At 50.3% G+C, this 16873-nt stretch carries 11 protein-coding genes; all 11 read left to right on the forward strand.

The window, feature by feature from the left end; genetic code table 11:
• The first annotated feature begins 305 nt into the window (after positions 1-305).
• The 11 genes from MKY97_RS01310 (at position 306) to MKY97_RS01360 (ending at position 16816) form a co-directional block, all read left to right on the forward strand.
• Positions 306-1718, forward strand: coding sequence for an alpha-L-fucosidase (locus MKY97_RS01310; RefSeq protein WP_342553778.1), 1413 nt, complete (start codon positions 306-308; stop codon positions 1716-1718).
• A gap of 314 nt (positions 1719-2032) precedes the next feature.
• Positions 2033-3010 carry an ABC transporter permease subunit gene (locus MKY97_RS01315; RefSeq protein ID WP_342553779.1) on the forward strand — a complete coding sequence of 326 codons (978 nt, stop codon included), beginning with the start codon at positions 2033-2035 and terminating at the stop codon, positions 3008-3010.
• Between the two features lie 15 nt (positions 3011-3025).
• Positions 3026-3934, forward strand: a complete 909-nt coding sequence (locus tag MKY97_RS01320; RefSeq protein WP_090924237.1) for a carbohydrate ABC transporter permease — start codon at positions 3026-3028, stop codon at positions 3932-3934.
• A gap of 185 nt (positions 3935-4119) precedes the next feature.
• Complete coding sequence (locus tag MKY97_RS01325; protein ID WP_342553780.1) at positions 4120-5754, forward strand: ABC transporter substrate-binding protein; 1635 nt, start codon at positions 4120-4122, stop codon at positions 5752-5754.
• A gap of 169 nt (positions 5755-5923) precedes the next feature.
• Positions 5924-8155, forward strand: a complete 2232-nt coding sequence (locus MKY97_RS01330; RefSeq protein ID WP_342553781.1) for a helix-turn-helix domain-containing protein — start codon at positions 5924-5926, stop codon at positions 8153-8155.
• Between the two features lie 55 nt (positions 8156-8210).
• Positions 8211-10526 carry a glycoside hydrolase family 3 N-terminal domain-containing protein gene (locus tag MKY97_RS01335; protein WP_342556193.1) on the forward strand — a complete coding sequence of 772 codons (2316 nt, stop codon included), beginning with the start codon at positions 8211-8213 and terminating at the stop codon, positions 10524-10526.
• Positions 10523-13861 carry an alpha-mannosidase gene (locus MKY97_RS01340; RefSeq protein WP_342553782.1) on the forward strand — a complete coding sequence of 1113 codons (3339 nt, stop codon included), beginning with the start codon at positions 10523-10525 and terminating at the stop codon, positions 13859-13861. The genes MKY97_RS01335 and MKY97_RS01340 overlap by 4 nt, the downstream gene beginning before the upstream one ends.
• A gap of 64 nt (positions 13862-13925) precedes the next feature.
• Positions 13926-14801 (forward strand): sugar phosphate isomerase/epimerase family protein, encoded by an 876-nt coding sequence (locus MKY97_RS01345; RefSeq protein WP_342553783.1) that lies wholly within the window; start codon positions 13926-13928, stop codon positions 14799-14801.
• Positions 14802-14812: 11 nt separating this feature from the next.
• A complete protein-coding gene (locus tag MKY97_RS01350; RefSeq protein WP_342553784.1) occupies positions 14813-15685 on the forward strand; it encodes a sugar phosphate isomerase/epimerase in 873 nt (290 codons plus the stop codon).
• 190 nt (positions 15686-15875) lie between these two features.
• A complete protein-coding gene (locus tag MKY97_RS01355; protein ID WP_342553785.1) occupies positions 15876-16103 on the forward strand; it encodes a DNA-binding protein in 228 nt (75 codons plus the stop codon).
• Positions 16104-16387: 284 nt separating this feature from the next.
• Entirely contained in the window at positions 16388-16816 is a 429-nt protein-coding gene (locus tag MKY97_RS01360; protein ID WP_342553786.1) for a VOC family protein, read from the forward strand.
• Positions 16817-16873 lie beyond the last annotated feature (57 nt).

The raw sequence follows: 16873 nt of genomic DNA on the forward strand, positions 1-16873 counted from the left end.
CTTAAGTCATTTGTTCTACCCAAACGGAGGGATAAGCAACCCGACGTACCCAAGTTGCCCCATCGACGAGGTGAAACCGTCTTAGGCGTTATAAAAAATCCATTTACACGTGAAACGGAGAGTGCAGAACCAATCTGGAGAAGCGAAGCGCTCGCCTTTACCACCGGATTTCCCCATCAGGGAAATAATTCATAGAAATCTGGGGGTAACAGCGATCGAAAGATGGTACTGCAATCGGAGTGGCCTAGTGTAAATTTAATCTTTTTTACAGCGCGAGAAATTTCAACTAAAGGAGATGCTTTATTTTGACTCAAACCAATTCCCCCCTGCCAGAGCAGGAAGAGCGCATCGTTGAAGCAGGCGTGCACAACTTTAGCAAAGAAGACGAATGGGTAAAGCCGGAAGATCCACTGCTGCTGGAGCGGCTGGAGTGGTTCAAAGATCAGAAGCTCGGTTTGATGATGCACTGGGGGCCATACTCGCAGCTCGGCTTGGTGGAATCATGGGCGCTGAGTGATGAGGATGGCGACTGGTCACGGGATGATGTGGACTGGACGGACGATATGGAGGACTTCAAGTGTGAATATTTTGATCTGAACAAAACCTTCAATCCGATTCGGTTCCAGCCCGAGGAATGGGCACAGATGGCCGCAGATAACGGCTTTAAATATTTCCTGTTTACGACCAAGCATCATGACGGCTTCTGCATGTGGGATACCAAAACAACGGATTATCGAATTACAGGCAAGGACACGCCGTTCCACACGCACAAATACGCTGACATATGCCGTGCGCTGTTTGACGCTTTTCGAGCGAAAGGGCTAGGTATCTCGGCGTACTTTTCCAAAGCGGACTGGCATACCCCTTATTACTGGGCGCCTGGGATGGAGCGTGGACGGCATATGTGGCGAGGGCCATCCTATGATCCGCACAAGTATCCATGGATGTGGGAAAAGTTCGTGGAGTTCACCCATGAGCAGATCATGGAACTGCTGACAAACTACGGACGGATCGAGTGTCTGTGGCTCGATGCAGGCTGGGTACGTGAAGGCCGCCACGGTCAGGATATCCGGCTTGGTGAAGTGGTCGAGCGGGCGAGAAGGAGCACGCAGCCTTGGCTTCTGTCGGCAGATCGCACAGTGGGCGGGCCGTATGAGAACATCGTCACCCCGGAGCAGACGATCCCGGAGCATCCGATGAATATCCCGTGGGAAAGCTGTATTACTGTCGGGCACTCCTTTGCTTTTGGCTTCGATGACCAGTATAAATCGGGACGGCAGCTTGCACATATTTTGCTCGAGGTCGTATCCAAAGGCGGGAATCTGGCACTGAATGTCGGCCCGCAGCCGGACGGACGTCTGCCCAAAGGGGCCATTCGAGGCATCCAGGGCCTGGGCGAATGGCTGAACACACACGGCGAGGGCATTTATGGCACCCGCATTTGCGCGCCGTTTTACACGAAGGAGTGGGCATTCACACAGAAAGAAGAGATCCACACCGTCTATGCCTTCCGCATGTATCGCAACGAGAGCGAGACCCCGGAAGAGCGACTGATCATTCCTTATGTGGAAAAGGTAGAGCGTATTGAACTCATCGGTACGAATGACGTACTTTCGTTTCAGCAGACCGAAGAAGGGCTGCTCGTGGAGCTGCCACGATCCGCTGCAAGCAACCAGGCACCGATCACTTATACATTTAGATTGATCACCAAATCATAAATTCACATGTCAATTCCGGGGGAGATATCAGTGCCTCCGGAATTTTATTTTTTGTACATAGAACGCACAAATTCCTACAACACATGGCTTTAAACGCTTGATCTAAAAGGGTTTTTAGAATAAAGAGAGGTCGGAGAAAATTGCAAATTGATCCAAAAGCACCCGGCAAGGTACTATCAGATTAAGAAAGCGCTACCTGATAAGATTGTTAACATTGTTTGGGCTAGAATCAACGAATGAGCATCGAATACTAACAATTAAGAGATGCGAATGTAATGTATTATTACACTTGAGGTTGAGAAGGAGTGACGCAAATGAGTCGAGGTACAGAAAGCATGCCTGCGAACATGGAGCTGCAGCAATTACGTCAGACAGCACCCAAACGGCAGCATCCATTCATCAAAAGCTTCAAAAAGCACTGGGAGCTGTACCTGCTTGTGCTGCCTCCGGTGTTGTATCTATTGATCTTCAAATACATTCCGATGGTGGGCGTGCAGATTGCCTTTAAAGATTTCAGCGTGGTCAAAGGCATCTGGGGCAGCCCATGGGTGGGGCTTAAACATTTTGAAGCCTTCTTTGATTCCCCGAACTTTTGGCTGCTGATTAAGAATACCATTGGCATAAGTTTCTATTCCCTCGTGGCCGGTTTCCCTATACCGATCCTGCTTGCCTTGGCGCTGAACGAGATTCGAACGGGTTACTTTAAAAAGACCGTACAGATGGTCACGTATGCGCCGCATTTTATCTCTACCGTTGTGATGGTATCCATCATCATTCTGATGCTTTCCCCCCATGTGGGCGTTGTAGACAAGTTATTTAGCTGGCTGGGCTTCCCGATGACCAACTTCATGGGTATTCCCGAATATTTCAAATCGATCTACGTCTGGTCCGGGGTATGGCAGGGCATGGGGTACTCATCCATTATCTACATCGCGGCTCTGGCGGGCGTCGATCCTTCTCTGTACGAAGCGGCCAAGATGGATGGCGCCTCCAGGCTGCGGAAAATCTGGCACATTGACCTTCCTACCCTTGTTCCGGTCACCGTGATCATGTTGATTCTAAGTCTGGGAAGCATTATGGGCGTTGGCTTCGAGAAAATATATCTGATGCAGAATCCGCTGAATACGAGCGCCTCTGAGGTCATTTCCACCTACGTGTACAAGGTCGGTCTGATCGGAGCCAATTTCAGCTTCTCCGCAGCCGTTGGTTTTTTCAACTCCATCATCAATTTGATTTTACTGGTCATCGTCAACAGCATTTCACGCAAAGTATCCGAGAACAGCTTGTGGTAAAGGAGGAGCATGTCCATGTTTAATTTGATAAATCGGAATCGTATCAAAGACCCCATTGGCGACCGTATTTTCATGACCATCAACTATATCTTTCTGATTGCCATTCTGTTAACGGTGTTCTACCCGCTCTTGTACATCGTCAGCTCCTCGTTCAGCTCGTCACGTGCCGTGACGTCCGGTCAGGTGTGGCTGTTCCCGGTTGATTTCAACATCAAGGCATACATCTCCATTTTCAAAAGCCAGCAGCTCATGCTCGGGTTTTACAACACGATCATTTACACCGTGGTTGGCACGTTCATCAACGTGGCGCTGACGGTTATGCTGGCTTATCCGCTCTCCCGCAAGTCGTTCTATGGACGGGGAGCGATCATTATCTTCATGATGATTACGATGTTTTTTGACGGGGGTCTGATTCCGACCTACCTGCTGATGAAAGACCTGCATCTGCTGGATACCCGCTGGGCGATGTGGCTTCCCGGGGCGCTTGCCGTTTTCCAGGTCATCGTTGCTCGCACCTTCTTCCAGTCGTCGATCCCCGAGGAGCTTGGTGAAGCTGCCGAGATGGACGGATGCCGGGATATCCGCTACCTGATCAGCGTGGTGCTGCCGCTCTCCAAACCGATTCTGGCGGTGATGACCCTGATGTACGCCGTAGGCCACTGGAATGCATACTTTGACGCACTCATCTATCTGCGCTCCGAGAAACTGTTTCCGCTGCAGTATGTGCTTCGTAACTTGTTAATTCTGAATGCGGCTGACCCGGCCATGCTTGCGAATACAAGTCAGCAGATGCGGGATCAAGGATTTGAGCAGGTGCTGAAATATGCGCTGATTGTGGTCGCCAGTATTCCGATTCTGATCATGTATCCTTTTGTACAAAAACATTTTGTCAAAGGGGTCATGGTCGGCTCACTTAAAGGATAGTCTGCACATTTCATCCGTAGGAAAGAAGAAAGATCGCTTTTCGCCTATCCAGGCGGCAGCCGGTTCTTGAAAGGAGGTGGGGACACACGCCGGCTTCCGGGATTGGGGTTGGAACCTATAGAACCGAATTAACCCGTACAGCTTAACCGAAGGTTTGCCGTTATGAATAAAAAGGAGGAGTCAGCTTGAGAAAATCCTGGATTTCAATTTTGTGTCTGGTCTTCGCTTCGATAACGATATTGTCCGCATGCAGTTCATCCGAAAAAGCGGGTACAGGCAGCGAGGGGAGCGGCGAGAGCGGCGGCCCCGTAACGATGACTTTTTTTGCTCCGCAGGGTAAAGCGCCGATGGAAGACAATGAATTTACTAAATTTATTGAAAAAAAGTTCAACGTGACCTTGAAATGGGACCTGGCCCCGACAGACGCTTTGCAGGATCGCAGACAATTGCTGTTAGCCAGCGGGGATTATCCTGAAGTGTTCCTGCACGGCAAGTTCACTACCTCGGATCTTCAAACCTATGGTAAACAAGGCGTGTTCCTTCCGCTTCAAGACCTGATCAAGCAGTACGGCCCGAACCTCACCAAAGTGATGGAAGAGAAACCTTATTTCAAGGATGCCATAACGGCACCGGACGGTAATATCTATGCTCTGCCTATTTTCAATGAATGCTACCACTGTACGTATGCGCAGAAATATTGGATCAACAAAGAATGGCTGGATAAGGTAGGGCTGAAAATGCCAACAACGACGGATGAACTGTATACCGTTCTGAAGGCGTTCAAAACCCAAGACCCGAACGGCAACGGCAAGGCCGATGAAATTCCGCTCACAGGTGCACCGAACAAATATGTGTGGAACGGCAATATTGATGCCTATCTGATGAACAGCTTCATATACAACGATAACGATAAGTATCTGATTGTAAACGATGGCAAGGTCAGCTTTGCCGCCAACCAGGAGGGATGGAGAAAAGGGCTGGAGTATATGCACAAGCTGTACGCGGATGGCCTGATCGACCCGGCTTCCTTCACACAGAATGACCAGGCGATTGGTCAACTGGGTAACAAAGAAGGAGATGAAGTGGTTGGCTCCATTACAACGGCACTTGTGAGCTATCTGGTGAATACGTATGACAAAAAAATTACCCGTCACCAGCACTGGGAAATCGTGCCTCCACTCAAAGGGCCGGACGGGGTGCAGACGACTGGAGCAACGCAAAGTGTAGGTGAGTTTGAATTTGCCATCACCAACAAAGCGACCGAAGCACAGCAGATCGCAGCCATCAAAATTGTAGATTATATGTTCAGTGAAGAGGGTGCACTTTACGCCGAGTATGGCCCAACGGAAGGAAAGGGATGGAAGAAGGCGGGACCGGATGAGAAGAACATTAATGGCGAACCTGCCAAATACAGTTACTACAACCTGCCTGAACGTGATCCAAACGTAGTTGTCAACGAGAGCTGGTCACAGATTGGTGCGCACGACTTGTCCAACACATTCCGTAATCTGTTTGCAGAAGGCCAAGATCCGCTGTCTGCCGAAGGATACGGTACACGGCTTGCTCAAGCGACGAAAGTATATGCACCATACGCTCCCAAAGAAGTATATCCTGCCAACGTGTTTATCCGCCCGGAGGATACCGAGTCAGCAGCTCAATTGACCACGGCAATCAAAGATTATGTGCAGACCAACATGGCTCAGTTCATCATCGGCAGCAAGAGCATTGAGAAGGACTGGGATTCGTACGTCAAAGGTTTCGATGGACTCGGATTAAGCAATTATCTGGATATCTATCAGCGCGCAATCGAGAAAAAGTAATCTCTCCAGACTGTCCCGCCTGTCACCCGTGACCGGGGCAGTCTTCTCCTATGACAACCCCACGTCATTCGATATAATCAGTGCATAATTATGAAAAGTTTGTGAACAGGGGCAGGGTGTAAGTGGTTGTCGTCATGCAGCATGAAATGAATTGGTGGGGGGCGCGGAGATGAACAATAATTGGTTCAGACGTTTGCTGTTATCGTATTTGCCTATTTTTTTTATTGTGACGACGATTTTATTTTTCATTTTCTTTCAGGTATTCAATGAGCAGAACCGAAGGGAAGCGCTCAAGGCCAATGAATTTTTGGCTTCACAGGTTACACAGTATCTGGACAATTCCTTGCGTTCCATCGATTTCAAGGTACTGCGAGAGATTTTAACCAACTCTAATCTGAAAAATTATTTCTCGGGTTCTGGCAGTGAGGATGTCTATGCCGGCATTCAGGCGGTCAAGGTCATCGATGAATTGAAGATAGAATATCCACTGATTGACTCGATGTATCTGGTCAGGTACAGCGACAACACGGTGTTCAGCAATGGCAAGGCCGTTCCGATCAACGAGTTCCCCGATGCGGTGTTTATTTCAGACAGCCGGACGAGAGATGAGCAGAAGTGGGTCGGTTCACGATCCTTTAAGGCGTTCCCATCACAGCCTGCTGAGCAGGTTATTACCATTGTGCGGAGTGCGGGGAACGGCACTGGACTCGTCGTAACTAACGTCGAGTTGAACACGCTGCGTAAATCGATTATGCAGATGTATGACCCTGAATTTACATTTGTGAACGTCTACAACCGATCGGGGGGAAGCCTGTGGCACAGCGGCTCACCTGATGATGGTTTGCTTGCCTCCAAGTCCAAACCATCAACGGCTTCGGGAGAGGTATTCTCTGAATTCACGTCCAGCTATAGCGGCTGGAAGGTGCAGACGGGGCTGAATAACGGGAAGATCGTCAAGTTTGCATTGCAATTTTATAATATATGGTTCATATTCGCTGCCGCCGTTGTGCTCATCGGGGTTGTATGGGTCATCTACGTGACCAGACGAAACTATAAACCCATCCAGCAGATTGTTACATTAATTCAAACCGTCTCTTCACAGAAACCGTCAGCGCTGAACTATGGCAAAGAGAATGAATTCCGCTTCATTCATACGACACTGGAGCGCATGATTGATCAGACGAGGCAGTATCAGGAGGAGCATGAAGAGAACCTGATTTTGCAGAAGAAGGTCTTCTTTCAGGAACTGCTGGAAGGTACAAGGGATTACACGTGTCATGAGTTAACTGCGGAGATGAACAAATTCAAACTCCCTGAACTGGAGCATTGCTGGGCTGTGATGGTGGTGGAGATGGATCGATATGATGTATTTGTGGATGAGTATCATCAGCAGGATCAAGCCCTCCTCAAATTTGTGTTATCGAGCATTTTGCAGGAAAGTGCACGGCAGGAAGGAACCGAGGTATGGGCGGAGTGGGTCTCAAGTCAGCGATTGTATGCCATCCTCTGGTTACCTGAGACCGAACAGTCCGAAGAGACAGAACAGCGCTTGTTAAGCGGTTACCTGGATCGGGTTGGTCAGTATTTGAATTTTACCGTAACCATCGGGGTCGGCCGGGCTGCTGTAGATATTCGCGGGCTTCGGGCTTCGCTCAAAGAGGCTGTACACGCCCTGGAGTTCAAGGCCGTGCTTGGAACGGATCGAATCATTCCATGCAGCGAAGTGCCGAGTTCGACCAATGATGTGTACGAGTTTTTAAAGACGATCTCCTTGCTCGTGCAGGCGATGCGGCTGTCGGACGAGGTTTGGGAACAGCATTTTGAACGGCTGTTTGAGCAGATCCGCGAGTCCGTTCTGTCTCGTCAGGAGATTATGAACACGGTTCAGCTGTTGTTCCAGCATTATAATCGGGAATTTGCCGAGCTGCCGAGGGAGTATCAGGAGTCGTGGGCGGCTGTATTTACGCCCCTGCTGCCGAGACTGGAGGGCTGGGAGACGCTGGATGATCTAAGAGAGCTGTGTCTGGAAGGATTCCGTGAACTGGCACAGCAGATGCAGACATTACAATGTTCGCGTAAACATCGATCGCATATTCTGGAGATTCGCAAATACATCGAAGAGCACTACAACAATCCGGATCTGTCGCTGAATTACCTGAGTGATCTCTTCGATATTAATCCGAAGTATCTGAGCAAGCTTTTCAAAGATGAGATTGGAGAGAAATTCGTGGATCTGCTCATCAGTCACCGGATCGAAAAAGCGAAACAGCTCATGCAGCAGACGGACAAAGCCATTCAGGAGATCAGTGAGGAAGTGGGATATACCAACTACAATTCCTTCAACCGTGCTTTTAAAAATGTTGTCGGCATGGCTCCAAGTGACTATCGCAAAGCGATGTAAGCTCCACGTATGACCAACTCGCAGACAGGAGGAGAATGTGCACATGCAAACGCAAATAGATTACAAAGATGCATCGCTTCCCATCCATGAACGGGTACAGGATCTGCTCAAAAGAATGACCACCGCTGAGAAGATCGGGCAGTTGATTCAGCCCATGGGATGGAAGACGTACAAGAAGGAAGCAGACGGTACGGTACAGGTAACCGAAGAGTTCAAGGCAGACATGGTGCCGGGTGGAGTCGGCTCGTTGTATGGTGTGCTCAGAGCTGATCCATGGACGGAAGTGACGTTGGAGACGGGGCTGACGCCGAGGCAAGGGGCGGTGGCCACGAATGTGATTCAGCAATATGCCATAGAACATTCCCGATTAGGGATTCCGATTCTGTTCGGGGAAGAGTGTTCCCACGGCCATATGGCCATTGGGGCGACCGTTTTCCCTGTACCGTTAACAGTAGGCAGCACGTGGAATACAGAGCTATATCGCAGGATGTGCGAGGCAATCGCTGTGGAAACCCGGAGTCAGGGCGGCGCGGCCACGTATTCTCCGGTGTTGGACGTGGTGCGTGACCCAAGATGGGGACGAACGGAGGAATGTTTTGCCGAAGACGCTTATCTCATCGGGCAGTTTGCCGTAGAAGCCGTCCATGGATTGCAGGGAGAGCGGCTGGATTCAGACCGAACGGTGGCGGCGACACTCAAGCATTTTGCAGCGTACGGCAGTTCGGAGGGCGGGCGCAACGCGGCGCCAGTGCATATGGGAATGCGGGAACTGCATGAAATCGATCTACTGCCGTTTAAACAAGCGGTGGAAGCCGGAGCCTGCTCGGTCATGACGGCCTATAATGAGATCGATGGCGTTCCGTGTACGTCCAGTATGTATCTGCTGCATGATCTTTTGCGGGAAGAGTGGGGGTTTGACGGATTTGTCATTACCGACTTTGGTGCCATTCAGATGCTGGTGAACGGACACAACACGGCAGAGAATGGAGAGCAGGCTGTAGCACAGTCCCTTCGGGCAGGTATAGATATGGAGATGTCCGGATTCATGTACCGCAAACATCTTGCACAGGCACTTGAACAAGGTTTACTTGAAGAGAAGGAGCTGGATATGGCGGTGCGGCGGGTATTGGAGATGAAATTCAGGCTCGGTTTGTTTGAGCAGCCATATGTCGATCCTGATTTTGCAGAACAGGTTATCGGGTGCGATGAGCATGTGAAGCTCGCGCGGGAGGTGGCACAAGAGGGGATTGTCCTGTTGAAAAATGAAGGACATTTGCTTCCGCTTGCTGCCCAAGGAACCAAACTGGCTGTGATCGGGCCGAACGCCAACCATATCTATAACCAGCTTGGAGATTATACCTCGCCGCAGCCGAGAGAGCAGATTGTGACGGTGCTGGATGGTATCACGCGCAAACTCGGTGGGACGGATACTGATCAGGTGCTGTATGCACCCGGATGTAGGATCAAGGGTGATTCGAGAGAAGGTTTTGCGCAGGCGCTGGCATGTGCGGAACAGGCCGATGTCATCGTTATGGTGATGGGTGGATCGAGTGCGCGTGATTTCGGCGAAGGTACGATTGATCTGCGAACAGGGGCATCGGTGGTAAACGACGATCCGTGGAATGACATGGAATGCGGGGAAGGCATTGACCGTTCTTCGTTGAACCTGATGGGTGTGCAGCTGGAATTGGTACAGGAAATACATAAACTGGGGAAACCGGTCGTTGTGGTGTATATTAACGGGCGGCCGATTGCCGAACCCTGGATCGATGAGCACATTCCGGCCATTATTGAAGCGTGGTATCCGGGGCAGGAAGGGGGCAATGCCGTCGCAGATGTACTGTTCGGGGATGTGAATCCATCGGGACGTCTGACGGTGTCCATTCCCAAACATGAAGGGCAGCTTCCCGTGTACTATCATGCGAAACGGACGCGGGGCAAACGTTATTTGGAGATGGATCTTACGCCGCAGTATGCCTTCGGACATGGGCTGAGTTACACGGACTTCAGGTACGACAATGTACGAGTGACACCGGAAGTGATCGGGCCGGACGATGAAGCGCGGGTGCAGGTCGAAGTGACTAATGTGGGTGCCGCAGCAGGCAAAGAAGTTGTGCAGCTGTACATTAGCGATGTATCGGCTTCCGTTACCCGGGCTGAAATTGCCCTGAAGGGTATTAGCAAAATCCATCTGGAGCCAGGAGAGACCCGAACGGTAACGTTTCCTGTACAAAAAGAACATCTCGCGCTGATCGACTCCCGCCTCCAGTCTGTAGTGGAACCGGGCGAGTTCAAGCTGATGGTCGGACGCAGCTCTGCGGACTGGACAGCTTGCAGTCTGCATGTACAGCAGGTGGAGGTGAAGGGATGATTCGAATCCAGCGGTTTATCGAAGATTTGAAACAGCAGCAGTGGCTGGAAGTCATTGAGCTTCCCGAGTGGCAGATGCAGCGCGCCCGATATATTCGGCCGGGAGAATACGAGTATGAGCAAGAATATGCACCTGAGCAGGGATATGCGTATGGTCAGGAGCGCGCATCTGAACAGGAAGGGCACGAGGCGATCCAGCATTCCCTGAATCCGTTGAACAGCGCGCACGGAACCACTTATTTTCTGAGCAAAAGAGTGCAGATTCCTGAGACGTGGCAGGGTGAGGCTATTGGATTCATTTTTGAAGCGGGTGGGGAAGGGTTGATGAAGGTCAACGGTGTTCCTTATCACGGGCTGGATCGTAACCATACCTTCGTACCTCTTCCAAGAGAACGTGTGGGAATCTCGCCGCAGCTGGAGATCGAGCTGTATGACCCCATTCCTGAACCGCATGATCCCTTGAATCGGCAAGCGGTAATTCAGCCCCCAATTCAGGGGATACGAGCGGCGCTGGTGCATGTGAATCAACCACTGCAGAGCCTGATGTACAGCATAATGGTACTTTCAGAATCGCTGCAGGCTTTACCGGAGAAGGATTTGAAACGCACAACACTGGTTCGGGCTGTCCATCAGGTGATGGATGAGATGTACCATGATCCGGGACGCTGGCAGGATGGTGTGTGGCTGCACGAGCTGGAGCTGAGAATTGCCCAGATCGTGGAGCGGGAAGACCCGGAGCAGCATCGAAGCGGGTTTATGCATCTGGTTGGACAGTCTCATATTGATGTGGCTTGGCTCTGGCCTGTGCGGGAAACCGTGCGCAAATCGAGCCGGACGTTCTCTACGATGTGTACACTAATGGACACGTATCCGGATTTTGTGTACTCCCAGAGCCAGCCGCAGCTATATGCTTTTGTTAAGGAGCATTATCCCGAGCTGTATGAACGGGTGAAGGCGCGTATTGCCGAGGGGCGCTGGGAACTGGTCGGCGGCATGTGGGTGGAGCCGGACTTGAATATTCCGAGCGGCGAGTCTTTGGTGCGGCAGATTTTGTACGGACAGCAGTTCTATCAGTCGGAATTTGGCAAACGTTCAAATATTGAATGGCTGCCGGATACGTTTGGATACTGTGCTTCACTGCCTCAGATACTGAGGCTTGCCGACATTCCTTATTTTATGACGACCAAATTGAACTGGAATGATACGAATGTGTTCCCGTATGATCTGTTCGAATGGGTGGGGATTGACGGTACCTCGGTGCTGTCTTACCTGAATCATGGAGTCAACGAACATACGCGCCCCAAAGATGTGCATGAACACTGGCAGTCCTACAAACAAAAAGACGTTCATGCGGAGCAGATGCTGCTCTATGGACACGGGGATGGTGGCGGCGGCGTGACGAGTGAGATGGTGGAGTTTGCCGAACGTTCCCATCTGATGGCAGGGCAGCCTATCAGTCAATTCAACACGGCGGGAGCTTTTTTTGAAGGGATTGCAGCAAGTAAACCAACGCTGCCGAAGTGGCACGGTGACCTGTATCTGGAGCTGCATCGGGGCACGTATACCACCCACGCGCGCAATAAACGCAGCAACCGCAAGGCCGAAGTGCTCTATCGCGAAGCAGAAATCTGGAGCCAGTGGGATCAGAATCACGGCCGAATGTTAGATCACAAGGAAGTGCTTGATGAAGGTTGGAAGCTGATCATGCTGAACCAGTTCCATGATATTATCCCGGGTACGTCGATTCCCGAAGTCTATGTAACTTCTACTGAGGAGTATACGAAGGTGTTTGCGCTTGGCGATGAAGTGCTGCAGGATTCGCTCGATGCGCTAACGGATAACATTAAGACAGATGAAGTACCAGGTAAGCCGTACGTTGTATTCAACAGTCTTGGCTGGGAACGAAACGAAGTGATCTGCATCTCCGGGGATGCCGATTTAGCTGGATTGGCGGCGTATGATCGCTATGGAAATTGCTTGATTAGTGAGGTAGAGCGGCAAGAGCATGAAAATAGGGTTAGCCTGCATGTTCTTGTTCCTTCGATTCCTGCGTTTGGGTATAACACCATATGGCTGCGTGAGGCAGAAGATGAAATGCTGCGTGTGGAAGCTGAAGAAAAAGAAGAAGCAGAACGATATGCAAAAGAAGAAATAGCGGTAACCGTAGAACAGGGAGCGGAAAGCGCATTAGGAGCAACAGGTGAGGGTGACATCCCAGTAGGGAAAAGAACAACAGATGCGGTTCTAGACGTGGGGTCAGCGCTCCAAAAGACAGCTAAGTTTGAGCAAATACCTGCATGTTGGGAAACCGAGTTCTACTTGCTTGAATTCAACGACTTGGGTGAGATCACAAGATGGTATGACAAGTCAGTAGAGCGTGAATGGCTGAGGCCAGGCGATCGAGCGAATGAGTGGCAGTTTTTCCATGACAAACCGACGTATTGGGATGCGTGGGATATAGACCCGCGGTTTGAATCTCAGCGGGCAGGTACCGTGCAACTTATCTCTAAAGAGGTTGTACAGCGAGGTTCTGTGCAGGATGTGCTGCGTTTCCGTTGGAAGCTGAATGATTCCGAGATTAGCCAGGATATAATTTTATTTCATCATCAGCGGCGCGTTGATTTTAAAACCCGGATCGATTGGAATGAAAGTCACAAGTTGCTCAAGGTCGCGTTTCCGGCAGATCTGGTGGCGGCCAAAGCAACCTATGAGATTCCATTTGGCGCTTTGGAGCGGGCCACGCATAACAATACGAGTTGGGAACGGGCACAGTTTGAGGTGTGCGGGCATCGCTGGGCTGATCTTTCGGAGGGCAATAGCGGTATTAGTTTGCTGAATGATTGCAAGTATGGCTGCGACATTAAGGATCGAACCATTCGTCTTTCCCTGTTGCGAGCGCCAAAATGGCCGGATGTACATGCCGATCAAGGGCAGCATGAATTCACATATTCGGTGCTGCCGCATGCAGGGGACTGGCGTCAGGCTGATGTGGTACGGCGTGCGATGGAACTCAATCATCCGGTGCAGGTGGCTGCATCCAAACCACATGCGGGTGTAAAACCCTCAGAACACAGCTGGCTTCAATTCCACAGTGAACATGTCATTTTGGATACGATCAAGGTGTCAGAGGACGGATTAGGAACGGTACTGCGTTTCTATGAATCAAGCGGAGGCCGTGAAACGGTACAGGTGCAGTGGAATGAGCAAAATGTGAGTGCCTCCATTATTAACCTGCTGGAAGATGAGCTTGAGCCCCTCGCTTGCGAGAATGGAAGTTTTAAACTGACGTTTAAGCCCTATGAAATCAAGTCGGTAATGCTTGTGCCATCAAGTTGATACGATATAAGTTGAACTATTCATTTACACAGCGCAACTCATCTAATCTCATGGGAGGTACGACATGAAATTAACCAATAAGATCGGTGTGATCGTAGACAGTTTTGGCGTAGGCGTACGGGAAGGGCTGTTGAAAGCCAAGGATGCAGGGGCAGAAGGTGTGCAGATCTACGCAGTGAAGGGGGAGATGGAACCGGAGAATCTGTCTCCTGCAGCACGTAAAGAGCTCCGAAGCTATATAAAAGGTCTTGGCCTTGAGATTTCGGCATTGGTTGGTGATCTGGGCGGTCATGGCTTTCAGGTCAAGGAAGACAATACATGGAAGGTGGAAAAGTCTAAACGAATTGTTGATCTGGCACTTGATCTGGGTACAGATATTGTCACCACGCACATCGGTATCGTTCCACATGATCCTTCTTCCGAAGTATACGAAACACTGCACACGGCTTGCGAGGAGTTGGGACAGTACGCCAAAAGTGTCGGTGCCTACTTTGCCATCGAGACTGGTCCGGAAACGGCTGCGGATCTGAAAGGTTTTTTGGATACCCTCTCTACGAACGGGGTATCCGTCAACTTTGACCCGGCGAATATGGTGATGGTGACAGGGGATGATCCGGTGCACGGAGTGAAGCTGCTCAAGGATTATATCGTGCACACCCATGTGAAGGACGGTTTGCGGCTGAAAGAGGTCGATCCGCGAGACGTGTATGGTGCTGTTGGGTACGCTCCAATGGATCATGAGAAAATCGCCGAAATGGTAGCTTCCGGTTCTTTTTTCCGTGAAGTGCCATTGGGTGAGGGAGCTGTTGATTTTGATGCCTACTTCACTGCGCTGCAGGAGATTGGTTATACAGGGTATCTGACCATTGAGCGCGAAGTGGGAGACCAACCGGAGAAAGACATTCGCAAAGCCGTGCAGTTCATCAAACAATATCGATAGGAGTGGAGCAGATGAAGGTAGGTCTGAGCACGTACAGTTTGTTGAATGATCTGAATTCGGGAGCCATGACGGTACTGGATGTCATCGACTGGATTGCAGCGAACGGCGGCGAGCACATGGAGATGGTTCCCTACGGATATACGGTGGAGGATAATCATGAGCTAGCGGATGCGATTCGGGAGCGAGCCGCAGCAGCAGGCATTGAGCTGTCGAACTACTCGATGCCGGCCAACTTCGTGCAGGAGACGGAAGAGGCTTTTGAAGAAGAGATGGCCCGGGTCAAAAGACATGTGGATACCGCACACCGGATGGGAGTCAGGCATCTGCGCCACGACGTTACCGCATTCAAGCTGCCCAAGGAGAGCACAACCATTGCCTGGTTTGAACAGCATCTGCCGCTCATGGTCAGAGGAAGCCAGATCATTGCGGATTATGCTGCGCAGTACGGGATGACAACCACGATTGAGAATCATGGTTTCAGCGTGCAGGCTAGTGATCGGGTGCAGCGGGTGCTGCATGCCGTAGATCGGCCCAACTTCAAAACGACGCTGGATATTGGCAACTTCATGTGTGCAGACGAAAACCCGATTATCGGTGTAATGAAAAATCTGCCGTACGCTTCGCTTATTCATTTCAAAGACTTCTACTTCCGTCCGTATGATGAGCATCCGGGGGAAGGGGAGTGGTTCACCACAACCTATGGTAACTTCCTGCGCGGTGCAATCGTGGGACAGGGTGATATCCCCATTCGCAAAATCGTCAAGCTGATCAAAGACTCCGGTTATGATGGAAATATCACGGTGGAGTTCGAAGGCATGGAGGAATGCAAAGCCGCTTCCAAAATTGCGATGCACAATCTGCGCCGTTTTTGGGATGAGGCATAGGAAGGAACGATAGCAGAGATTTGGTGTAGGGCCGCGTTTTCGCGGCTCTTTTTGGCATACGCAGTATACAATCCAGGAGATAACAGCGATATGCCATAAAGAGGCATAAGTGACGATAATCACAAGTATGGTATACTGAACATATGCAGCCTGAAAATAACTGGCTATGGATAGGAGAGATCATGAATCTATGCAGGTATTTGAAGACTGGAACCAAAAGGTGAAGAAGACGTTTAACGCAACCAATCCCGAGGCGGTATTGACGGTAACTGAAGCGGGCAGCCTGCTGGGGCTGAGTAAAGACCAGATGAAGTTATACGTGGATAAAAACAAACTCACCAAGGTACCCATTATGAGAAGTGTGCATCGATACCTTTTGTTAAAAAGTGAAATTGATCGCATTGTGCAGGCACAATAATTACAGGGAATTTAGCGCAGCCTTGCATCACACGGGTAATAACAGAATAGAACTCTATAGCCATTTTACCGGGCAGAACTCGGGCGAGTGGCTTTTTTCTTGAGCGCAGGTTTAGGCGTAAGTGAAGCACGGAGAATGCGCACAGAATATTTGGGGAAATATACCTTCGAGATAGTCACTGATAAGAGTAGGAATTTGCGCTTGTCAAAGGATAATCCATTCCTATATACTCTTGTCGCAAGTGGCCTGACCTATTACATGAACTCAGGGGAGATGAACAATCCATGGCAATTAACTTGAATGTGTACCTTGTTACCAACGGTAACGGGCGTGAAGCTGTCGAGTTCTACAAAGAGGCATTTGATGCGGAAGTGCTCGCGATGCAGACTTTTGGAGAAGGCCCATCCAGTCCGGATCATCCAATTCCACCAGAAGCGAAAGATTGGATTATGCACGCTTCTCTGCAAATTGGCAGCTCGGTGCTGATGTTATCTGACACACTCCCCGGTATGCCGCACACCATTGGGGATAACATCACGGTGACGGTCAATACGGATACAGCTGAGCAGGCGAAGGACATTTTCGCTAAACTTGAAGTAGGCGGTAAAGTAAATATGCCGATTCAAGAAACCTTCTGGAGCCCGGCTTACGGTAATGTTACTGATAAATTTGGTGTACAGTTCCAAATCAGCGCGACTCCCGGACAAGCGTAGACACAGCTATAAGTCGTATGTGTTGAATGAAAACCTCCAGTCACTGCATAATGCAGC

Origin of the sequence: Paenibacillus sp. FSL R7-0652 (assembly GCF_038595045.1) — a bacterium.
Classification (GTDB): domain Bacteria; phylum Bacillota; class Bacilli; order Paenibacillales; family Paenibacillaceae; genus Paenibacillus.